General features: G+C 47.4%; 15 protein-coding genes. All 15 read left to right on the top strand.

From position 1 onward, the window contains the following. The first annotated feature begins 73 nt into the window (after window positions 1-73). Window positions 74-250 carry a hypothetical protein gene (locus DESDE_RS21950; protein WP_019849129.1) on the top strand — a complete coding sequence of 59 codons (177 nt, stop codon included), beginning with the start codon at window positions 74-76 and terminating at the stop codon, window positions 248-250. A gap of 152 nt (window positions 251-402) precedes the next feature. After that, a complete protein-coding gene (gene mfd, locus DESDE_RS00485) occupies window positions 403-3,996 on the top strand; it encodes a transcription-repair coupling factor (RefSeq protein ID WP_014792092.1) in 3,594 nt (1,197 codons plus the stop codon). Between the two features lie 36 nt (window positions 3,997-4,032). Beyond that, on the top strand, window positions 4,033-4,983 hold the full coding sequence (locus DESDE_RS00490; protein ID WP_014792093.1) for a peptidylprolyl isomerase: 951 nt from the start codon (window positions 4,033-4,035) through the stop codon (window positions 4,981-4,983). 310 nt (window positions 4,984-5,293) lie between these two features. After that, on the top strand, window positions 5,294-5,836 hold the full coding sequence (gene spoVT, locus DESDE_RS00495; protein ID WP_014792094.1) for a stage V sporulation protein T: 543 nt from the start codon (window positions 5,294-5,296) through the stop codon (window positions 5,834-5,836). Window positions 5,837-5,968: 132 nt separating this feature from the next. After that, window positions 5,969-7,450 (top strand): bifunctional methyltransferase/pyrophosphohydrolase YabN, encoded by a 1,482-nt coding sequence (gene yabN / locus DESDE_RS00500; RefSeq protein WP_014792095.1) that lies wholly within the window; start codon window positions 5,969-5,971, stop codon window positions 7,448-7,450. A 57-nt stretch (window positions 7,451-7,507) separates the two neighbouring features. Continuing rightward, on the top strand, window positions 7,508-7,783 hold the full coding sequence (locus DESDE_RS00505; protein ID WP_005814866.1) for an HU family DNA-binding protein: 276 nt from the start codon (window positions 7,508-7,510) through the stop codon (window positions 7,781-7,783). 176 nt (window positions 7,784-7,959) lie between these two features. Continuing rightward, window positions 7,960-8,232 (top strand): RNA-binding S4 domain-containing protein, encoded by a 273-nt coding sequence (locus DESDE_RS00510; protein ID WP_014792096.1) that lies wholly within the window; start codon window positions 7,960-7,962, stop codon window positions 8,230-8,232. A gap of 890 nt (window positions 8,233-9,122) precedes the next feature. After that, on the top strand, window positions 9,123-9,392 hold the full coding sequence (yabP, locus tag DESDE_RS00515) for a sporulation protein YabP (protein ID WP_014792097.1): 270 nt from the start codon (window positions 9,123-9,125) through the stop codon (window positions 9,390-9,392). A 75-nt stretch (window positions 9,393-9,467) separates the two neighbouring features. Then, a complete protein-coding gene (gene yabQ / locus DESDE_RS00520; RefSeq protein WP_014792098.1) occupies window positions 9,468-9,956 on the top strand; it encodes a spore cortex biosynthesis protein YabQ in 489 nt (162 codons plus the stop codon). 179 nt (window positions 9,957-10,135) lie between these two features. Next, window positions 10,136-10,375: a sigma factor-like helix-turn-helix DNA-binding protein gene (locus tag DESDE_RS00525; RefSeq protein ID WP_014792099.1), complete on the top strand. Its 240-nt coding sequence runs from the start codon at window positions 10,136-10,138 to the stop codon at window positions 10,373-10,375. Further along, the gene (locus tag DESDE_RS00530; protein WP_019849135.1) at window positions 10,359-10,670 is read left to right on the top strand and encodes an FtsB family cell division protein; all 312 of its coding nucleotides are present in this window, start codon (window positions 10,359-10,361) and stop codon (window positions 10,668-10,670) included. Before DESDE_RS00525 ends, DESDE_RS00530 begins: the two co-directional genes overlap by 17 nt. Before the next feature lie 123 nt (window positions 10,671-10,793). Further along, window positions 10,794-11,180 carry a S1 RNA-binding domain-containing protein gene (locus tag DESDE_RS00535; RefSeq protein WP_014792101.1) on the top strand — a complete coding sequence of 129 codons (387 nt, stop codon included), beginning with the start codon at window positions 10,794-10,796 and terminating at the stop codon, window positions 11,178-11,180. A gap of 259 nt (window positions 11,181-11,439) precedes the next feature. After that, window positions 11,440-13,545 carry a SpoIIE family protein phosphatase gene (locus DESDE_RS00540; RefSeq protein WP_172637573.1) on the top strand — a complete coding sequence of 702 codons (2,106 nt, stop codon included), beginning with the start codon at window positions 11,440-11,442 and terminating at the stop codon, window positions 13,543-13,545. Window positions 13,546-13,570: 25 nt separating this feature from the next. Next, window positions 13,571-14,989 carry a tRNA lysidine(34) synthetase TilS gene (gene tilS, locus DESDE_RS00545; protein WP_014792103.1) on the top strand — a complete coding sequence of 473 codons (1,419 nt, stop codon included), beginning with the start codon at window positions 13,571-13,573 and terminating at the stop codon, window positions 14,987-14,989. 164 nt (window positions 14,990-15,153) lie between these two features. Beyond that, a complete protein-coding gene (gene ftsH, locus DESDE_RS00550; RefSeq protein WP_014792104.1) occupies window positions 15,154-17,127 on the top strand; it encodes an ATP-dependent zinc metalloprotease FtsH in 1,974 nt (657 codons plus the stop codon). The last annotated feature ends 4 nt before the right edge of the window (window positions 17,128-17,131 follow it).

A 17,131-nucleotide genomic window follows, 5' to 3' on the forward strand; every position in this document is an offset into this window, starting at 1 on the left:
ACAAAGGAGAGCCTCCAATAGGATGAATAACCCTGCACCTCTCAGGCAAACCTATTCCTGGGAGGTGTCTTTTATGCTGGTGATGAGGGTTTGTCAGGTCTGTGATCAAGTCTTAGGGGAGATGGAGCTGGATGACTTGACCTCTGAGCGTCCCGACTCTATAATAAATATCATTGGGAATGTGGCCTATGCCCTTTGCCCAGACTGTATGAGTGAATTGGAAGTTGGAGAGTACCGCCGATTAAACTAGGCGGAGCAAGCAAGCTTTACCGCTTTTCTTTAGGGTGAAATTTCCCTATTCTCCGCCTTGTCCACACTTGCACTTGTATGTGTTTCCCTAATCTTTACAGTTCTTTCGATATCTGAATAATTACATTAAATCATGCTTAAAACTAGGCTACAATGGGGGTCCCCTTGGCGGACGTTCATGTTTTTGTGTTGCCTGAAAGGAAGGATTTTTTGAAAACCCTCAGCCACTATCTGCGTTTAGGCTTCGATATTGAGGCAGTGGACAAGGCGATTTCCTATAAGGAATGGCCGCAAATGATCTATAACTTAACAGGAAGTCAGAAGCCTGCCTTTGCAGCCCAGCTTCTTAAAAGGGGAAAACCGGGTTTGGTTATTACCTATTCGGAGGAGCTTGCGCAAAAATGGGTCAATGATTTGCGTTCCTGGCTTCCGGAGGAAGATGTGCTCTATTTTCCGGCCTCGGAGTGGCTGCCTTTTGAAGTGCTTGGAAAAAGCCGGGAAACCACCATTGAGAGAATTCGGGTTCTGAATCGTTTGGCACAGGATAATCACTGTACGGTGGTCGTACCGGTACTGGCGGTGAATCAGCGGAGTTTTTCCCCCAGCCGCTGGCAGGAGTACATACTGGAGTTAAAGGAAGGGACATCCTATGACTTGAAGGACCTTGCTCAGAAGCTGATCACGGCAGGTTATGAGCGGCTGGATGTAGTTGACGGCAAAGGCCAATTCGCTATTCGGGGGGGGATCATGGATATTGCTCCCTTGGATGGGGAACCTTTACGGATAGAGTTTTTTGATGATGAAGTGGACTCCATCCGGGTCTTTGATTTGGAGACCCAAAAATCCACCGAGACTTTAAAAAGTATTAAAATTGCCCCTGCCTTGGAGGTAGTGATTCGTCCTGAGGAATTTGAAAAGCTGGGCTGGGAGGTTCGGGCTCAAGCCAGAAAACAAGCCGGACGATTAAGTCGTAGCGGCCGCTCCGATGTGGCCGAGCAGGTTATGAAACAAGCTCAGAGGATTGAAGAAAGGCTGAAGACGGGTAGAGTGGATGAAAGCATCTATCCTTATTTAAGCCTCCTTTCGGAGCCCTTGGAGCCTTTTTTCTCCTTGCTTTCCCAGGATCGCTATGTGATTTTGGATGAACCCTTACGACTGAAAGAACAGCTCGAATTCCAACAGAAGGAAAGGCTTGAGGAATATACTCAGGCTTTGGCCAAAGGTGAGGAATTCTATAGCCCTGAGGATCAATTCGTAAGCTATGAACAATTATTGAACTATGGGGAAGAGCATCCTTTTGTTTTAATCTCCACCTTACCCAGGCAAATTCCCGGGGTTGCTCCAAAACGGATCTTCAACTTAAATGCCCGGCCTTTGACGGGATTTATGGGGAAAACCGGAATTTTGGTAGATGAGATTGAGCATTGGCAAAAATCCGGCCATATTGTGACTCTCTTTGTCGGGGATGAGGAGCATGCGGATCGGATGCTGCAAGGCTTAAGGGACCGAGGGGCTCTGGCCAAGAAACATGAACTCAACGAGCCGGTTCAGGAGGGTGGGGTCTATGTCTATCCTTCCTCTATTGATCAAGGGTTTGAACTCCCCTTAAGCAAGCTGATTGTATTGAGTGAGGCGGAGATTTATAAACGGGAGCGTAAAGCTCCGATGAAACGAAGAAAGACCTCTGAGAAGACGGGGCAAAGGCTGCAATTTGCGGATCTTAAGTCGGGAGATTTTGTGGTCCATGTTCATCATGGGATTGGTCAATTTATTGGCATTGAGCGGATTTCCGTAGGGGGAGTGGATAAGGACTATTTTTCCGTAAAATATGCAGGTCAGGATAAGCTCTATGTTCCTCTGGATCAGCTTAACCTTTTGCAAAAATATCTAGGAAGTGATGCCGAGACCCTGCCCAAGCTTTATAAGCTGGGGGGCTCCGAATGGAAAAAGGTCAAATCCAAGGCGAAAAGTGCTATTAAGGAAATGGCCTTCGATTTGGTTAAACTTTATGCCCAACGGGAGGCTACCAAGGGTTACGCCTTTTCCCCCGATAATGTTTGGCAGCAGGAATTTGAGGAAAAGTTCCCCTATCAGGAGACTCCGGATCAAATGCAATGCATCATCGAGGTTAAGCAGGATATGATGCGTCAGCGTCCTATGGATCGCTTGCTCTGCGGAGATGTGGGATATGGGAAGACTGAGGTGGCCTTGCGAGCGGCCTTCAAAGCGGTTATGGACAGCAGGCAGGTGGCGGTCCTGGTTCCTACCACCATCCTTGCTCAGCAGCATTTTAACACCTTTCAGGAGCGCTTTATGGGCTATCCCGTGAGCATCCAGATGCTGAGCCGCTTTCGTTCCGCCAAGGAGCAGAAGCTGATTCTTCAGGGTTTAAAGGAAGGATCCATAGATATCGTGGTGGGGACCCATAAGTTGGTCGCGGATTCGGTTAAGTTCAAGGAATTGGGACTCTTGATCGTCGATGAAGAGCAGCGGTTTGGGGTTGCCCATAAAGAGAAATTGAAAACTCTAAAAACCAATGTGGATGTCTTGACTCTGTCGGCCACCCCTATTCCACGGACCTTGCATATGTCCTTGGTAGGGGTTCGGGATCTCAGTGTTATCGAGACCCCGCCGGAGGATCGTTTTCCCGTCCAGACCTATGTGGCAGAATTCCGGCCGGATGTGGTGAGGGAAGCCATTCGCCGGGAGATCCAGCGGGGCGGTCAGGTCTTTTTTGTCCATAACCGTGTAGAAGATATGGAGCAGGTGGTTCATTTCCTCAGTCAGCTGGTACCGGAGGCGCGCTATGGAATCGCCCATGGGCAGATGAGTGAAAAAGAACTGGAGCAGGAGATGCTGGCTTTCCTGGAGCATGAAAGCGATGTCCTGGTGTGTACCACCATCATTGAGACGGGCTTGGATATGCCTAATGTCAATACTCTGATTATTGATGAAGCGGATCGCCTTGGTCTGGGGCAGCTTTATCAGCTGCGGGGACGGGTAGGACGCTCCAATCGGAGAGCTTATTCCTACTTTTTATATAAACCCCAGAAGGTTTTGACAGAAGTAGCTGAAAAACGCCTGGCAGCCATACGGGAATTTACCGAGTTTGGCTCCGGTCTTAAAATTGCCATGCGGGATCTGGAGATCCGCGGGGCAGGGAATTTGATTGGAGCTCAACAGCACGGTCATTTGGCTGCCTTAGGATTTGAACTTTATAGTCAGATGCTTAAGGAAGCCGTCCAAGAGATTAAGGGTGAGAAGGTGGAGGAAAAAATCGAGACCAGTATCGAGGTTCAGGTGGATGCCTATCTGCCGGATATCTATATTGGGGAGCGTCAGCTCAAAGCAGCCCTCTACCAGCGGATGGTCTCCATTGATAATGAAGAGGATCTCAGTCTGATGATCGATGAATTGATCGACCGCTTCGGTACCCCGCCACGGGAAGTGGAGAACCTCTTGAAGATCGTTCGGATTAAATGGATTGCCTCAAGGATGAAGATCGAACAGATCCAGCAGGTCAAGCAGCAGGTTGTGTTCCGCTTTGCGGCCGACCCGGGCATATCCGGGGAAATGCTGATGACCATGGCGACCCAATCTCCCTATCCGGTTTCTTTTGGAACCACAGGAAATGGCAATCTTGAGATTAAAGTCCGTCTGCGCTCTGTGGTTCAAGAGGAGATTTTAGAGGCTATTCACAAAACGTTAATGGTATTTAATGGTATTGCGTCAAAATCCGCATCCTGATATAATTGCTTTTAACGGATGAAAGGGTGTGTAATAATGAGGAGTTTCCGGAATGGAATAATTGCAGCGTTGCTGGTTTCTACTTTAATCTTAGCTGGATGTTCTTCTGCAGGTGGGAATCAGTGGGTTGCCAAAGTAAATGGGGAAACCATCACAGAGCAGGACTTTGCAGCTCGAGTCTCCAATGTGCAAAAGACTTATGAAGGCATGGGAATGGACTTTAGCACCGAACAAGGCAAAGAGGCGTTAGAAGAAGTGAAAAGCCAGATTCTTGAAGCGATGATTGCTTCGCGGCTTGTCATACAGGAAGCTCAAAGACTTAGTTTGGATCCCAATGATCCATCGATCTTGGAGCAGGAAAAAAATATTATTCAAATGGTTGGGGATGAAACTCAATATCAAGAATGGCTTAAACAACAGGCCATGACGGAAGATGAAGTGAGGAGTTACTTTGCTTTATCCGCTGAAATAACCAAAGATGTGACGGTAACCAAAGAACAAGAGAAAACCTTCTTTGACAATAACCAAGAGCTTTACGGCGGTAAGGGAGAAGAGGTTCAAGCTCGTCACATCCTGGTGCCGACGGAAGATGAAGCCAAAGCCATTATCAAACAACTGGATGGCGGAGCGGATTTCGCAGAGTTGGCTAAAGAAAAGTCCACCGATACCGGATCCCAAAGCTCCGGCGGATATTTGGGATCTTTTGGCAAGGGAAGAATGGTTCCCGAGTTTGAGGCGGTTGCTTTTGCTCAAGAGGTAGGTACCTATACGAAAACACCCGTTAAGTCCGAGTTTGGCTATCATATTATTTTAGTCGAAGATCACAAGGCTGCTACCAAAGCGGATTATGAAGCTGTGAAGGATCAAGTGGCGGAAGATGCTTTAGCGGATGCCAAGGCTCAGAAATTTGAAAGTTATTTCTCCGAGCTGCAGACCAAGGCAGAGGCCAATATCGAGTACTCAGAGAAATATAAACCGGCGTCTTAAAGGATAAGGATTCTCAACAAGATGAATGGTTGACGACTCATGAAGATATATTTAGAAAGAAGAGATTCTTTTTAAGTATATCTTTTTTTCACTCCCTAAACTTTCCTCATCCAATTTAGTAACTTCATGGAAAAAAATGAATAATAGAGAATCACCAGATATATACTATCTATGAAGTTAAAGACAACGCAAAATTTTCCACAGGCAGGACAGTTGTCGGATTAACTCAAGCTTTAGTGTGGTCTTGCTGTGTCTGTAACGGCCCCATACTAGGTGGCTCGTAGTGACTTATAAGGAGGGAAGAGCGTACATGAAAGCAACAGGCATCGTAAGAAGAATTGATGATCTTGGTCGTGTTGTTATTCCAAAGGAAATACGTCGGACACTTCGCATTCGTGAGGGAGATCCTTTAGAGATCTTCGTAGATCGGGAAGGGGAAGTGATCCTTAAGAAGTACTCTCCCATTGGTGAGTTGGGTGACTTCGCCAAGGAATATGCGGATTCTCTTTATGAGGCAACCGGTCATATCGCATGTATCGCCGATCGGGATGTGATTATCGCTGTCTCGGGTGCTTCCAAGAAAGAATACTTAAATAAGCCCATCTGGACCAGCATAGAGCAAGCTATGGCTGAACGGAAGACCATGCAGCTTAAAGCTGGTGAAGGTAAGCCGGATGAAGAGGAAGAACATGGTAAGCTGACGAACCAAGTGATAGCTCCGGTCATTGCTGAAGGTGATCCCATTGGGGCAGTGATTCTGATGTCTAAGGACCCGAATGTGAAGATGGGTGAGTTGGAATTAAAATTAGTGGAGACAGCTGCTGGTTTTCTAGCCAAGCAAATGGAACAATAATGGTTTACAGAGATTGGAGCGGCAGCAGGCCGCTTCAATTTTTTTTATGATAACCATCTCACCCTCTTCTTAATGAATTTTTATTAAGGGATAAGGATGTGATACACTAGAGGAAGTCTAGGAGGGATGTCGATGAGTAATGTATTGCATGTGGTGGGCTTGGGACCGGCAGGACTGGAATCCATGACCCTTGGTGATTATCGGATGCTTAAGCAGGCCCAGCGAATTTTTTTCCGGACGGTCAACCACCCCTGTGCTCAGGATTTGCTTGCAGAAGGGCTTCAAGTGGAATCCTTTGACTATCTTTATGAGCAGGAGAATTCTTTTGAGAGGGTCTATGAGGAGATTGTCAACCGTTTGGAGAAGGAGTGTGAGAGATACCCTGAAGTAGTGTATGGGGTTCCGGGTCATCCTACGGTAGCCGAACGCAGCGTTGTGCTTTTGGTGGACAAACTGTCGAAACGCTTTCAGGTTAAGGTGCATCCGGCCTTGAGCTTTCTCGATCCCCTTTTCTCGGCGATACCTATGGATCCTGTGGAAGGTTTTTTGCTGCGCAATTATGATGCCCTTAAAGGAAGCGGGATTACCGGTAAGGAATGGCTGATTGTACCCCAGGTTTATGATGGTCTTATTGCTTCAGAGGTGAAGCTGGATTTAATGGATATCTATCCGGATGAGGTTGAACTCTATGTAGTTCAGGCTCTGGGGACAAAAATGCAAAAGGTTTTAAAATGTCCCTTGTATCAGTTGGATCATCAGAAATTTGACCACTTAACCACGGTAGTTGTCCCTCCTTATGATGAGGGTATTTCGATGACCAAGCTTTTGGAGGTCATGAGTACCCTGCGGGGTCCGGGGGGATGCCCCTGGGATGCCGAGCAGACTCATGATTCCCTCAAACCCTATCTTATCGAGGAAAGCTACGAGGTTCTTGAGGCTATTGAGGCCCGGGATATGTATAATTTGGCTGAAGAGTTGGGAGACTTATTATTACAAGTAGTATTCCATGCTCAAGTGGCTCAGGAGGCGGGAGAATTCCAATTTCGAGATGTTCTCAAGAGCATCATTGAGAAGATGATTCGCCGCCATCCCCATGTCTTCGGTGATGTCCGGGTAAAGAACTCTGCCGAGGTTCTCAGCAATTGGGATCAGATTAAAAAAGAGGAAAAGGGGGAACATGCTGAAGAAGGATTATTTAATTTTCCTAAGGGTCTGCCTGCTTTGATGTTGGCGGTGAAGACTCAAAAGAAAGTGGCTAAATTCGGCTTTGACTGGCCGGATGTTAACGGCCCCTTAGCCAAGGTCTATGAGGAATTAAGGGAATTAGAAGAGGCCATGGCGGAACAAAAAGGAATCCAGGAGGAATTCGGAGATATACTCTTTGCTCTTGTTAATTTGTCCCGATTCATAAAGTGTGACCCGGAAGATTCTTTGCGCAAAACGATCCGAAAATTTCAATTGCGCTTCCTGGAAATGGAGAAATTAGCGGCTCGTGCAGGAGAAAAACTAGGAGATTTAACTCTCCAAGAGATGGATCATTATTGGGAAATGTCCAAAAGCAAAGAAAAAAACAAAGAGATTGGTAACAATCCAGAAATAAAAGCAGGAGTTTGAATATTTATCGCGAAAATATAACGCTGAAACTCAATACATATTTGGGAGGGAATCGTTTTGAATAAGGCTGATTTAGTGGCTGCTGTTGCAGAAAAAGCCGAAGTATCCAAGAAGGACGCTGAAAAGGCAGTCAACGCTGTATTTGCTTCAATCGAAGAAGCATTGGCAAAAAACGAGAAGGTTCAATTAGTTGGTTTTGGTACTTTTGAAGTGAAAGATCGCGCAGAGCGTACCGGCAGAAATCCTCAAACCAAAGAAGCTATTGTTATTCCAGCTTCTAAGGTTCCTGGATTTAAAGCAGGAAAAGCTTTAAAAGACGCTGTCCAACAATAAATCTTTTGAGAAATAAATCAGGTCCGTCAGGGCCTGATTTTTCTCACTGTCAGAAAGTATAAGTGCAACCAGCGACTTCGCCTCATTTGCAAGCATGCGTTTAATGCTCGGCGAAGCCGGGTTTTCTTTACTATAGACCGCTGGGTCGAGATAACACGACATTTGAGGGGATTACCATGCGAATTGATAAATATTTAAAAGTTTCCCGGTTGATTAAACGCAGAACGGTGGCTAAAGACATCTGTGAAGGAGAAAAAATCCGGCTTAATGGTCGGATTGCCAAGCCGTCGGCTGAGGTTAAGCCAGGGGATATCGTGACCCTTGAGATGGCGCGCCATCTTCTGGAGGTGCGGGTTCTTTCCACGCCCAACAGTGCCAAGGCTAATGAGGCTCATTTGCTTTATGAGGTGCTGAAGGATGAAAAGCGTGGGGAGCAGGGGGATATCTGAAGCAACCGGCCATGCTGAGTGCCGGCAGAGGATGAAAGCTTTTGCTCGGGTCGCGTAGCTTTACGCACAACGCTCTCTCTATAGCTCCAGGGCTGGTCAACTCGCTTTCTTAACAGCTACGCCAAACCCCGCTGCTTTCTGCATGTGAACCAGTGGCTCCACTACGTTAAGAAAGCCTCGTTGACCCGACCGCCCCTCCGCTAAAAGCCGTTCGCTTTTGTGCGTAAAGCTACGCTTGCGGGTCTTTTTCAGCTTTTCCTTGGTGTCCTGGGGCCTTTTGTAAGGTCCTTCTTAAGGTAGCCGACCATGCCGCTCAAGCGGCGTCGGTAAAGACGGAAAAAGCGGCTCGGGTCAGGCGGCTTGCCCCACATTTCCCATAACGTCCCGCTCGCTCAAGCCTGAAAGGCAGCCCAAGGATTTTGCTTTCAGGCAGAGAACGGATTCTAAGCGAGCGGGTAAGCAATCTTCGCGAAAAGACTGCAGCGGAGTCGGGTTGGAAACAGGACGTTTCCAACCGGCTATGAGGCAGGAGCCGATTTAGCCACGAAACCCGGGCGAGGGTTTCGCCCAAGCCGCCAATGCCACAGAGACTACTTAGCGGCGCAGGTGTACCCGACGAAGCGGAGGTCTTGAGCGATTAGATTGCTCCGCGCAGCTTATGGAGTGAACGCCGAAAGCAAAATCCTGGAAAATCAGCTTTCAGGTCTCTTTCAGAGCAGCCCTAAGGGCGCTGTATATTCAGTGACCGGCTATAAACGAGGTTAGTTTCTCATTTTCGGATGAAGGGAGAGACTGGCCTTGTTTTTTTGTATTGCTCTAAATATGGCATAAATTAGCCCTTCCAGGAATATGGTTTAAGAAGAAAAATGGAAAAAGGAGGGCTGGGAGGAATGGAAAAAAATCCATCCAATCACCGGCTGACCATGGATAATCGGCAATTCCTTTCATTAACTGGGGTGTCCAAAGTGCAATCCTTTGATCCGAAGGAAATATTGTTGGAGACCATTCAAGGGGTACTGAGCATCAAAGGGGATAAATTAGGGATTAAGCATCTGGATCTCAAAGCCGGACAAGTGGAGGTGGAGGGCCAGATCGATGCTTTGGTGTATCCCCGCAATTCAGGATCGAGACAAAATGCTTGGGCTAAAATCTTCCGCTGATTGCCTAGGTAGACATGCCTGAGGGCGATTGGATAGGGAAGGAGAGGGGGGAGAAAGATTTCTGACTTTGAAGCCTTGATTTGGGTCGTTGCAGCCGGTGCGGCAGTGGGCTTTGTTTTTGATTTTTATCGCTCCTTGGGTAAATGGCTGAGGTGGGGAAAAATAACAACAATGGTCGGAGATTTGATCTTCTCTGTTGTGGCACTGTTCCTTCTTTTTAAATTCTTTCTCAGGGCCAATCATTTGGATTTTCGGTTTTATATTGTGTGGGGAAGTGTATTGGGGTTGTTTCTGTATACACGAATCCTCAGCAAGATAATTCTTTGGTTGTTTTTTAAATGCTACCGATTCATAGAAGGGTGTGCCTGGCTTATTCTGCAGGTGCTGAAGTTTCCCTTTAAGATACTGGCTGTACTCATGATCCCTCCCTATGCTGTTTTACGGTGGTTCAGTCTATTGATTTTTCGTATAGCGGAGGCATTCTTTGGAGAACCCATAGCGAAAACCCGCAAAAAAATGATAAGTCTTTGGGATCGTCTCTTTCCGCCTAGGACTAATGGGTAAAATTAACAGAAGAGGATTGATTAAAGGGGTGGGCATCTGTATAATAGAAGATGTCCACAGTTTGTAGTGTCTTTGTCCGCAGTTTGTCCATATTTTGTCCACAAGTTAAGCACAACTTGTGGATAACTTGTGGGAATGGATATAGAGATGACATAATTTGCATAAGACAGGTGTATGTTGTGCATTTAGAAATTCGGGGTTTGGAGAAGCTGAGCTTTAGGGAACGTCAAGCCGTTATCTTAAAGGAAAGCGGAAAGTCTCAGGAACAGATTGCCAAGAAATTGCATCTCAGTCCCAGCTCCGTAGCAACCTTGCTTAATCGGGCTAAGGGGAAGGGCTATGAGATTGTGTGTATTATTCCGGAGGCTGAATTAGGTCTAGGAGGGTTTGATTTTGACGAAGATGAATCCGACAATTAAAGAGTCCCGCCCCAAGACCAGAAAGCGCCGTTTCCGGCCTCTATCCGCGCTTGTTGTCTTGTTTGCCTTTTTTGTATTATTGAGCTCTGCTTATCAGCTTTACGAACTCCGTAAAGAAGTTAATCAGAGCGTTGCCCAGCTTAATCAGGAGAAGGAGAATTTACTTCAGCAACAAAAACTCCTTGAGGAAGAAATTCTGCGATTGAACACCCCCAGTTATATCGAACAGCTGGCAAGGGAGCAATTAGGTTTAGTCCGTAAGGGTGAGATTCGTATTGCACCTAAAATGGAATAAAATACCCCAGGGTTTTGTATAAAATGTAAAGCTGTTCAGGACTTGTTATCTTGACAGTCCTCTCAGCAGACAGATATAATAAAAATAATGACTTAAATCATCACAAGGAGGAGTTTGCTTCGTATGGCCATTGCGGTTGGCACTATAGTTGAGGGTGTAGTAACGGGAATTACCAATTTCGGTGCTTTTGTGGAATTACCCGAGAAAGTCACAGGCCTCGTGCACATCTCAGAAGTTGCAGATGCATATGTTAAAGATGTTAGGGATTATTTGAAGGAACAAGATCGTGTTAAGGTCAAAGTCATCCATGTGGATGAAAAAGGGAAAATTGGACTATCGATTAAACAGGCTAACCCGAGCCCAAGAAATACGACACGGGAACGTCGCCAGCCAACCGTATCCTTTGAAGACAAACTAGCCAAGTTTATTAAGGATAGCGATGAACGGCAGCTGGAATTCCGTCGTGCCACTGAATCAAAGCGCGGGGGAAGAGGATCAAGCCGATACTAGAAGCTTGAGGTGCTATAGAATAAATGACCGCTGAAAGGCGGTCTTTTTAGCATCCTTCGCTCTGTTAAGCAGGACTAGACCGTCATTACGGTGTCATGCTGAACATGAGCGGAGGATCTTTTGTTGTAGAATTCTGAAGGTTGAGAGTGAAAAGACAAGGATTAAGGCGATATTCATGAAATGAGTCGAAAAGTAATCCAAATCCCTGCCTTCCCTAGACAAGCTTTGCCATAGTCATCAGGTATAATGTTGGTATTATATGGTAAGAGGTGAGATTATGGCTGAATGGGCGACGTTGAAACCCAAGCAGGGTTTGCGCAAGGAAAAGCTGACTTTAGAGGGACATTTTTGGCCTTTTTTATTAGGATTGCTGATAGCCCGCGGAAGTATCTTGGGGTTATACCCCTTTGGGATAGCCTTTGGAGCGGCATTAATGCTTCATGGACGCAAAGGCACCATCATGGGACTGCTGGGGGTGACGGCGGGAGTGACCTCCTTGTTCCTGAAGGACTTGGCTTCCGGGTTGGAGATTCTATTGACTCTGCTCATCCTGAGTCTTTTCGTGCCCAGGCTTCGCGGCAACAAACGGGAGAGCCTTTATCTCGGGCTTTCCACGGCCCTTGTAACGGGGGGTGTTGCCTTGGCGGTGCTGAGTTTCGGACAATTCGAAGTCTCATTGGGGATGAAAGCCGCAGTACTCGGCATCCTTAATGGTGGCCTGACGGTGGTTTTTTGGTTTGCTTTGCGTTATCAAGATGCCCTCTGGCGGGGAAGCTTTACCCGTGAACAGGGAATGGCCTGGCTGCTCATTCTTATCGGGGTGTTGAGCGGCTTGCATGGCATTATGTTTAAAGAGATTAACTTCTCGGTAGTGGTTCTGAGCTTTTTCATTCTTTTCATTGCCCAGCGTTTTGGAGCAGGGGCAGCAGCTGGGGTGGGAGCCATGTTGGGTTTTCTCCCTCAGTTGGAGTTTAATCCCCAGAACCTAATGGCTGCCGGAATTTATGGTCTGGCGGGTTTTGGTACAGGAGCTTTTCAGAAGCTGGGAAAATTGGGGCTTGGGGTCGCCTTTATGAGTATTACCCTGATGTTCACTGTCTACCTTCAGCCGGAGGTGCTTTATTCACAGTTGTTATCTTCGGGGATTGGTCTGTTGCTCTTTTTGCTTTTCCCCAGCACAACCTCCCAACACGATTTTTTGAAGGACAAGCCCATGCCGGAAGTAGAGTCCACAGTGACGAAGGTGAAGACGGTAGCGGACATTTTTGATCAAATTGCTTACAGTGCCCAGGCAGCAGAGGCTGAAGTAGGAAAGTCCAAACCGGAGATTCCGGAACTGATGAATGTTTTAGTGGAACGAGTCTGCAAGAATTGTCCCACCCTTGACACCTGCTGGACTCGTGAATTTTATCGGACCTACCACCTGCTGTTCAATCTGTTCGAATGGGTAGAACGGGAGGAAGATATTAATGTACAGAATCTCCCTGTGGAATGGAAGCGTCATTGCGGGAAGCTTAAGGAAATGCTGCTGGGGGTCCAGTTTATTATGGAGCATGAAAAAAGCATAGAATCCTGGCGCTCCAGGCTGACAGCTAATCAGGAAGCCTTAGCCCGTCAATTCCAAAGTGTTTCCCAAGTCATCGGCCACTTGGCCAAGGAGCTTAATGCCCGCCACAATGTGGAGCAGGTCAAACCGGCCAGTCTGGCCCGGCGGCGCAAACAGTTCTTGGATGTGGGAGTGGCCGCTTTTACGAAGAAAGGGAACAGTATATCCGGAGATAATTATGCCTCATTGGCCTTTTCCCCCACCAAGCACGCCTTCATCGTCAGTGACGGCATGGGTGTAGGGGAGGGGGCTGCCAAGATGAGCTCCACAGCCTTGAATCTTTTGGAGCAGCTCCTGACCACAGGTTTTGAACCGGAAAGTGCTATTCAGGCGTTGAATTCCATTTTGGTCCTGCGTTCCCCGGAGGAGAGCTTTGTTACTTTGGATATCGGTATCATCGATTGTGAGTCCGATGATCTTACGTTGATTAAAGTAGGTGCCTGCCCTTCCTATATTGTCCGCGAGGATAAAGTTCATATGTTTCAGTCCTCCAGTCTGCCTGTAGGGATATTAAACCATGTGGAGATTCCGGTTATCGAAGAAAAATTACGCTCTGAAGAGTATTTAGTGCTTGTTACGGACGGAATTCAGGATATACTAAAAGATGGGAAGGATTGGTTGAAAAAGTTCTTGGATCGCCAACATCCACAGACCGCCCAGGAATTGGCTGAGGCTATCGTGGGGGAAGCGCGTGCCATGAGCGGCAATGACATGGCGGACGATGGAGTCGTCCTGGTGGTGAAAAAGAACGTTTTTTGAATAACCGCAGGGAGGGTCAGGGGCATTGTATGAAAAACTAAAGCAGCAGGTATTGCCACAGCTCATTGTGCCCGGCTCCCGGGTTTTGATGGCTGTTTCGGGAGGGCCCGATTCTATGGCTCTTGCCCACATACTGTGGCGTTATGTTAAGGAAATGAAGGAGCAAAAGATCACTCTCGTTATAACTCATGTCCATCATGGGGTACGTGAGGAATCGGATGATGAAGAGAAGATGGTAAAAAGCATGGCAAGGGATTGGGAGATCCCTTGTCTTATTCATCGTTTTGATTCCAAAGAATATGCTAAGTCGGTGGGAAAATCCTTTCAGACCGCTGCTCGTGAATGGCGGTATGCCTGCTGGAAGGAAGATATGAGGAAAGAAAATTGCACCCTGCTTGCGACGGCTCATCATCTCGGGGATCAAGCAGAAACCGTACTTTACCGCCTCCTGCGGGGGAGCGGTACAGCGGGCTTGGCGGGAATTTATCCGCAAAAGGGTGAGCTGATCCGTCCCCTTCTTTCGGTGACTAAGGAGGATATCCTAGAATATTGTCGAAATGAGAACTTACCTTATGCTTTAGATTGCTCTAATGAGGAGCCCATCTATGCCAGAAATAAAATCCGCTTACAGCTGTTACCGGAACTTCAGCGGGAATACAACCCTAAGATTGTAGAGACTCTAGGGCGTACGGCTGAGGTTTTACGTTGGGATGAGGAATACCTGGAAGAGGGAGTCCGGGCCGCTTGGAAAAAGTTTGCTATCTTTAGCACAGAGCATAGGGTGGGTTTGAGGGGGACAATCTTCGACCTTCCCAAAGCCATGTTATCCCGATTGATTCGCAGAGCTGCCACGCTGGTCTCCGGAGAACCCCGAGGAATTGCCTTTCACTATGTAGAGCAGGTTATGGCTTCTCAGGGCCAGGTGGGCTGGAGCCAGGATCTGCCGGGACTAAAAATCGAGATAGATTATCAAGGGGTATGGTTTCAAAGGGCGGACTGGGGGCAATATATTAATGAATCCGCGGGTATTCTATCCCCATCTTTACCTATAGACGCCAATTGGGGTGAATGGATCCCTTGGCGGGATAGAGAGGGGCAGAATTGGCAGGTTGGTCTTTTCAGCTTGGAAAATGAAGCTGATGACGAAGATTATCCAGGTCAATGTGTGGATAAAGTCTTCTTCGATGGGCAAGGTTTAATAAGAAACGGTGACAAGCTGCAATGGCGGTATCGGCGGGATGGAGACAGCCTGTGGATTGCAGGATTAGGGCATAAGTCCCTCAAAAAGGTTTTCCAGGATGCCAAAGTACCGGCTAATCAACGACAGGAGATTCCTCTTCTGGCACTGGAGAATGAGATTCTCTGGATACCTGGAGTGAAGAGGGGAGATCGTTATCCCCTTCGCCAGGGAGGGGGAGCTGTTGGTGTTCTTGTTAAACGCTGAGATGTTGCAAAGCATCTAAGGATAAGCTTTTTGAAGCTTGGGAAAAGGAAAGGGAAGAAGAAGGGCCGGATTCGTTGTAAAAGGGGCTTTCCCGTGGTATAATATGTAATATTGTCTTTGTAAAATGAGACATTTTTTTCTCAGAAGAGGGGAGGACCAGACGTTTGAAATTTTTCAAAAACGCTGCGGTTTATTTACTGATTATTCTCATTGCGATTATGCTCATAAGATGGGCCAACCCACCGGCAACTCAGCCCTTAGATATGGATTACACCAAGTTCTATAATGCGGTGGTTACAGATCAGGTTGCGGAAGTTGTAATCAGTACCGATGATAATGTCAATACCTATGAAGTCAAAACCAAAGATGGTCAACAGCATGTGGTACTCGGTCCGTCGGGTGACACTGCTCTGTCTCAGCAAATGCTCGAACATAATGTGAGCATGCGGACCAATCCGCCGGCTACGACACCTTGGTGGGCCGGTTTGGTTACTACTTTACTGCCGATTCTCTTAATCGTGGGCTTTTTCTTCTTTATGATGCAGCAGAGCCAAGGAGGCGGCAACCGGGTTATGCAATTCGGGAAAAGCCGGGCTAAGCTGGTTACGGATGAAAAGAAAAAGGTCACCTTTGACGATGTGGCGGGAGCCGATGAGGTGAAGGAAGAGCTTGAGGAAGTTGTGGAATTTCTGAAGTTTCCTAAGAAGTTCAATGAATTGGGAGCTAAAATTCCCAAAGGAGTTCTTCTCTTTGGCCCTCCCGGAACCGGTAAAACTCTTCTGGCCCGAGCTGTGGCAGGGGAGGCTGGGGTTCCCTTCTTTAGTATCAGTGGCTCAGACTTTGTGGAGATGTTCGTCGGGGTGGGAGCATCCCGGGTTCGTGATTTATTCGAACAAGCCAAGAAGAATGCCCCTTGTATCGTCTTTATTGACGAGATCGACGCCGTAGGTCGTCAAAGAGGTGCCGGCCTGGGGGGCGGCCATGATGAGCGGGAGCAGACTCTGAACCAGCTTCTCGTTGAGATGGACGGTTTTAACGGGAATGAAGGGATCATTATTATTGCTGCCACCAACCGTCCTGATATCCTCGACCCGGCCTTGTTGCGCCCGGGACGTTTTGACCGCCAAGTGGTAGTGGATGTTCCCGACGTCAGAGGTCGTGAGGAGATCTTAAAAGTTCATGTTAAAGGTAAACCCATGAATAGTGATGTAGAGTTGGATGTCTTAGCCCGCCGCACACCGGGATTTACCGGAGCAGACCTTGCCAATCTTGTCAATGAGGCGGCCTTGCTTTCCGCTCGTCGGAATGAGAAGGAGATCAAGATGAATGCTCTTGAGGATTCCGTAGAGCGGGTTATTGCCGGACCGGAGAAAAAGGCCCGGGTCATCAGTGACTTTGAAAAGAAATTGGTTTCTTACCATGAAGCAGGCCATGCTTTAGTAGGAGAGATGCTGACCCATACGGATCCCTTGCACAAGGTATCCATTATTCCCCGGGGACGGGCCGGCGGTTATACTTTGCTCCTTCCTAAGGAAGATCGCAACTATATGACAAAGTCTCATTTATTGGATCAAGTAACTATGCTCTTAGGTGGCCGGGTCGCAGAGGCCTTAGTTCTTCAAGAGATCAGCACCGGAGCCTCCAATGACTTAGAGCGGGCTACAGGTCTTGTGCGTAAGATGATTACAGAGCTGGGAATGTCCGAGGAGCTTGGACCTCTTACCTTTGGACAAAAGGAAGGGCAAGTGTTCTTAGGACGGGATATTGCCCGGGATCGCAATTACAGTGAAGCGGTAGCTTATGCTATCGATAAAGAGGCACGCCGTATTATCGATGAGTGCTATTTAAAGGCCCAGACCATTATTCAGGAGAACATGCATAAGCTCAACGCCATCGCCCAGACTTTGATGGAGAAAGAAACCATTGAAGCCAAAGAATTTGCCGAACTTATGGCCCAATTTGATAAACCAGTGGAAACCGCACAAGTCTCAGATCCGTCAGAGGCTGAAAATAATACAACAGAAAATGAAGATCTTTTACCGACCACAAGGGAGACCTCTGTGGAGGGAGAAGGTAGGACGGAAGTCGGGGGATTAAGCGGGTCAACCTTAGAAGAAGAAAAAAATAAGATTGACTAGGGAG

Source organism: Desulfitobacterium dehalogenans ATCC 51507 (genome assembly GCF_000243155.2).
In the GTDB taxonomy this organism is placed as follows: Bacteria; Bacillota; Desulfitobacteriia; order Desulfitobacteriales; family Desulfitobacteriaceae; genus Desulfitobacterium; species Desulfitobacterium dehalogenans.

Bases quoted from the DNA above. Each gene is read 5' to 3' on its own strand.
- DESDE_RS00510 (WP_014792096.1), top strand. From the start codon at position 7,960: ATGCGAATTGATAAATATTTAAAAGTTTCCCGGTTGATTAAACGCAGA.
- DESDE_RS00530 (WP_019849135.1), top strand. From the start codon at position 10,359: ATGAATCCGACAATTAAAGAGTCCCGCCCCAAGACCAGAAAGCGCCGT.
- yabN (WP_014792095.1), top strand. From the start codon at position 5,969: ATGAGTAATGTATTGCATGTGGTGGGCTTGGGACCGGCAGGACTGGAA.
- DESDE_RS00490 (WP_014792093.1), top strand. From the start codon at position 4,033: ATGAGGAGTTTCCGGAATGGAATAATTGCAGCGTTGCTGGTTTCTACT.
- mfd (WP_014792092.1), top strand. From the start codon at position 403: ATGGGGGTCCCCTTGGCGGACGTTCATGTTTTTGTGTTGCCTGAAAGG.
- DESDE_RS00540 (WP_172637573.1), top strand. From the start codon at position 11,440: ATGGTAAGAGGTGAGATTATGGCTGAATGGGCGACGTTGAAACCCAAG.
- DESDE_RS00535 (WP_014792101.1), top strand. From the start codon at position 10,794: ATGGCCATTGCGGTTGGCACTATAGTTGAGGGTGTAGTAACGGGAATT.
- DESDE_RS21950 (WP_019849129.1), top strand. From the start codon at position 74: ATGCTGGTGATGAGGGTTTGTCAGGTCTGTGATCAAGTCTTAGGGGAG.
- spoVT (WP_014792094.1), top strand. From the start codon at position 5,294: ATGAAAGCAACAGGCATCGTAAGAAGAATTGATGATCTTGGTCGTGTT.
- yabP (WP_014792097.1), top strand. From the start codon at position 9,123: ATGGAAAAAAATCCATCCAATCACCGGCTGACCATGGATAATCGGCAA.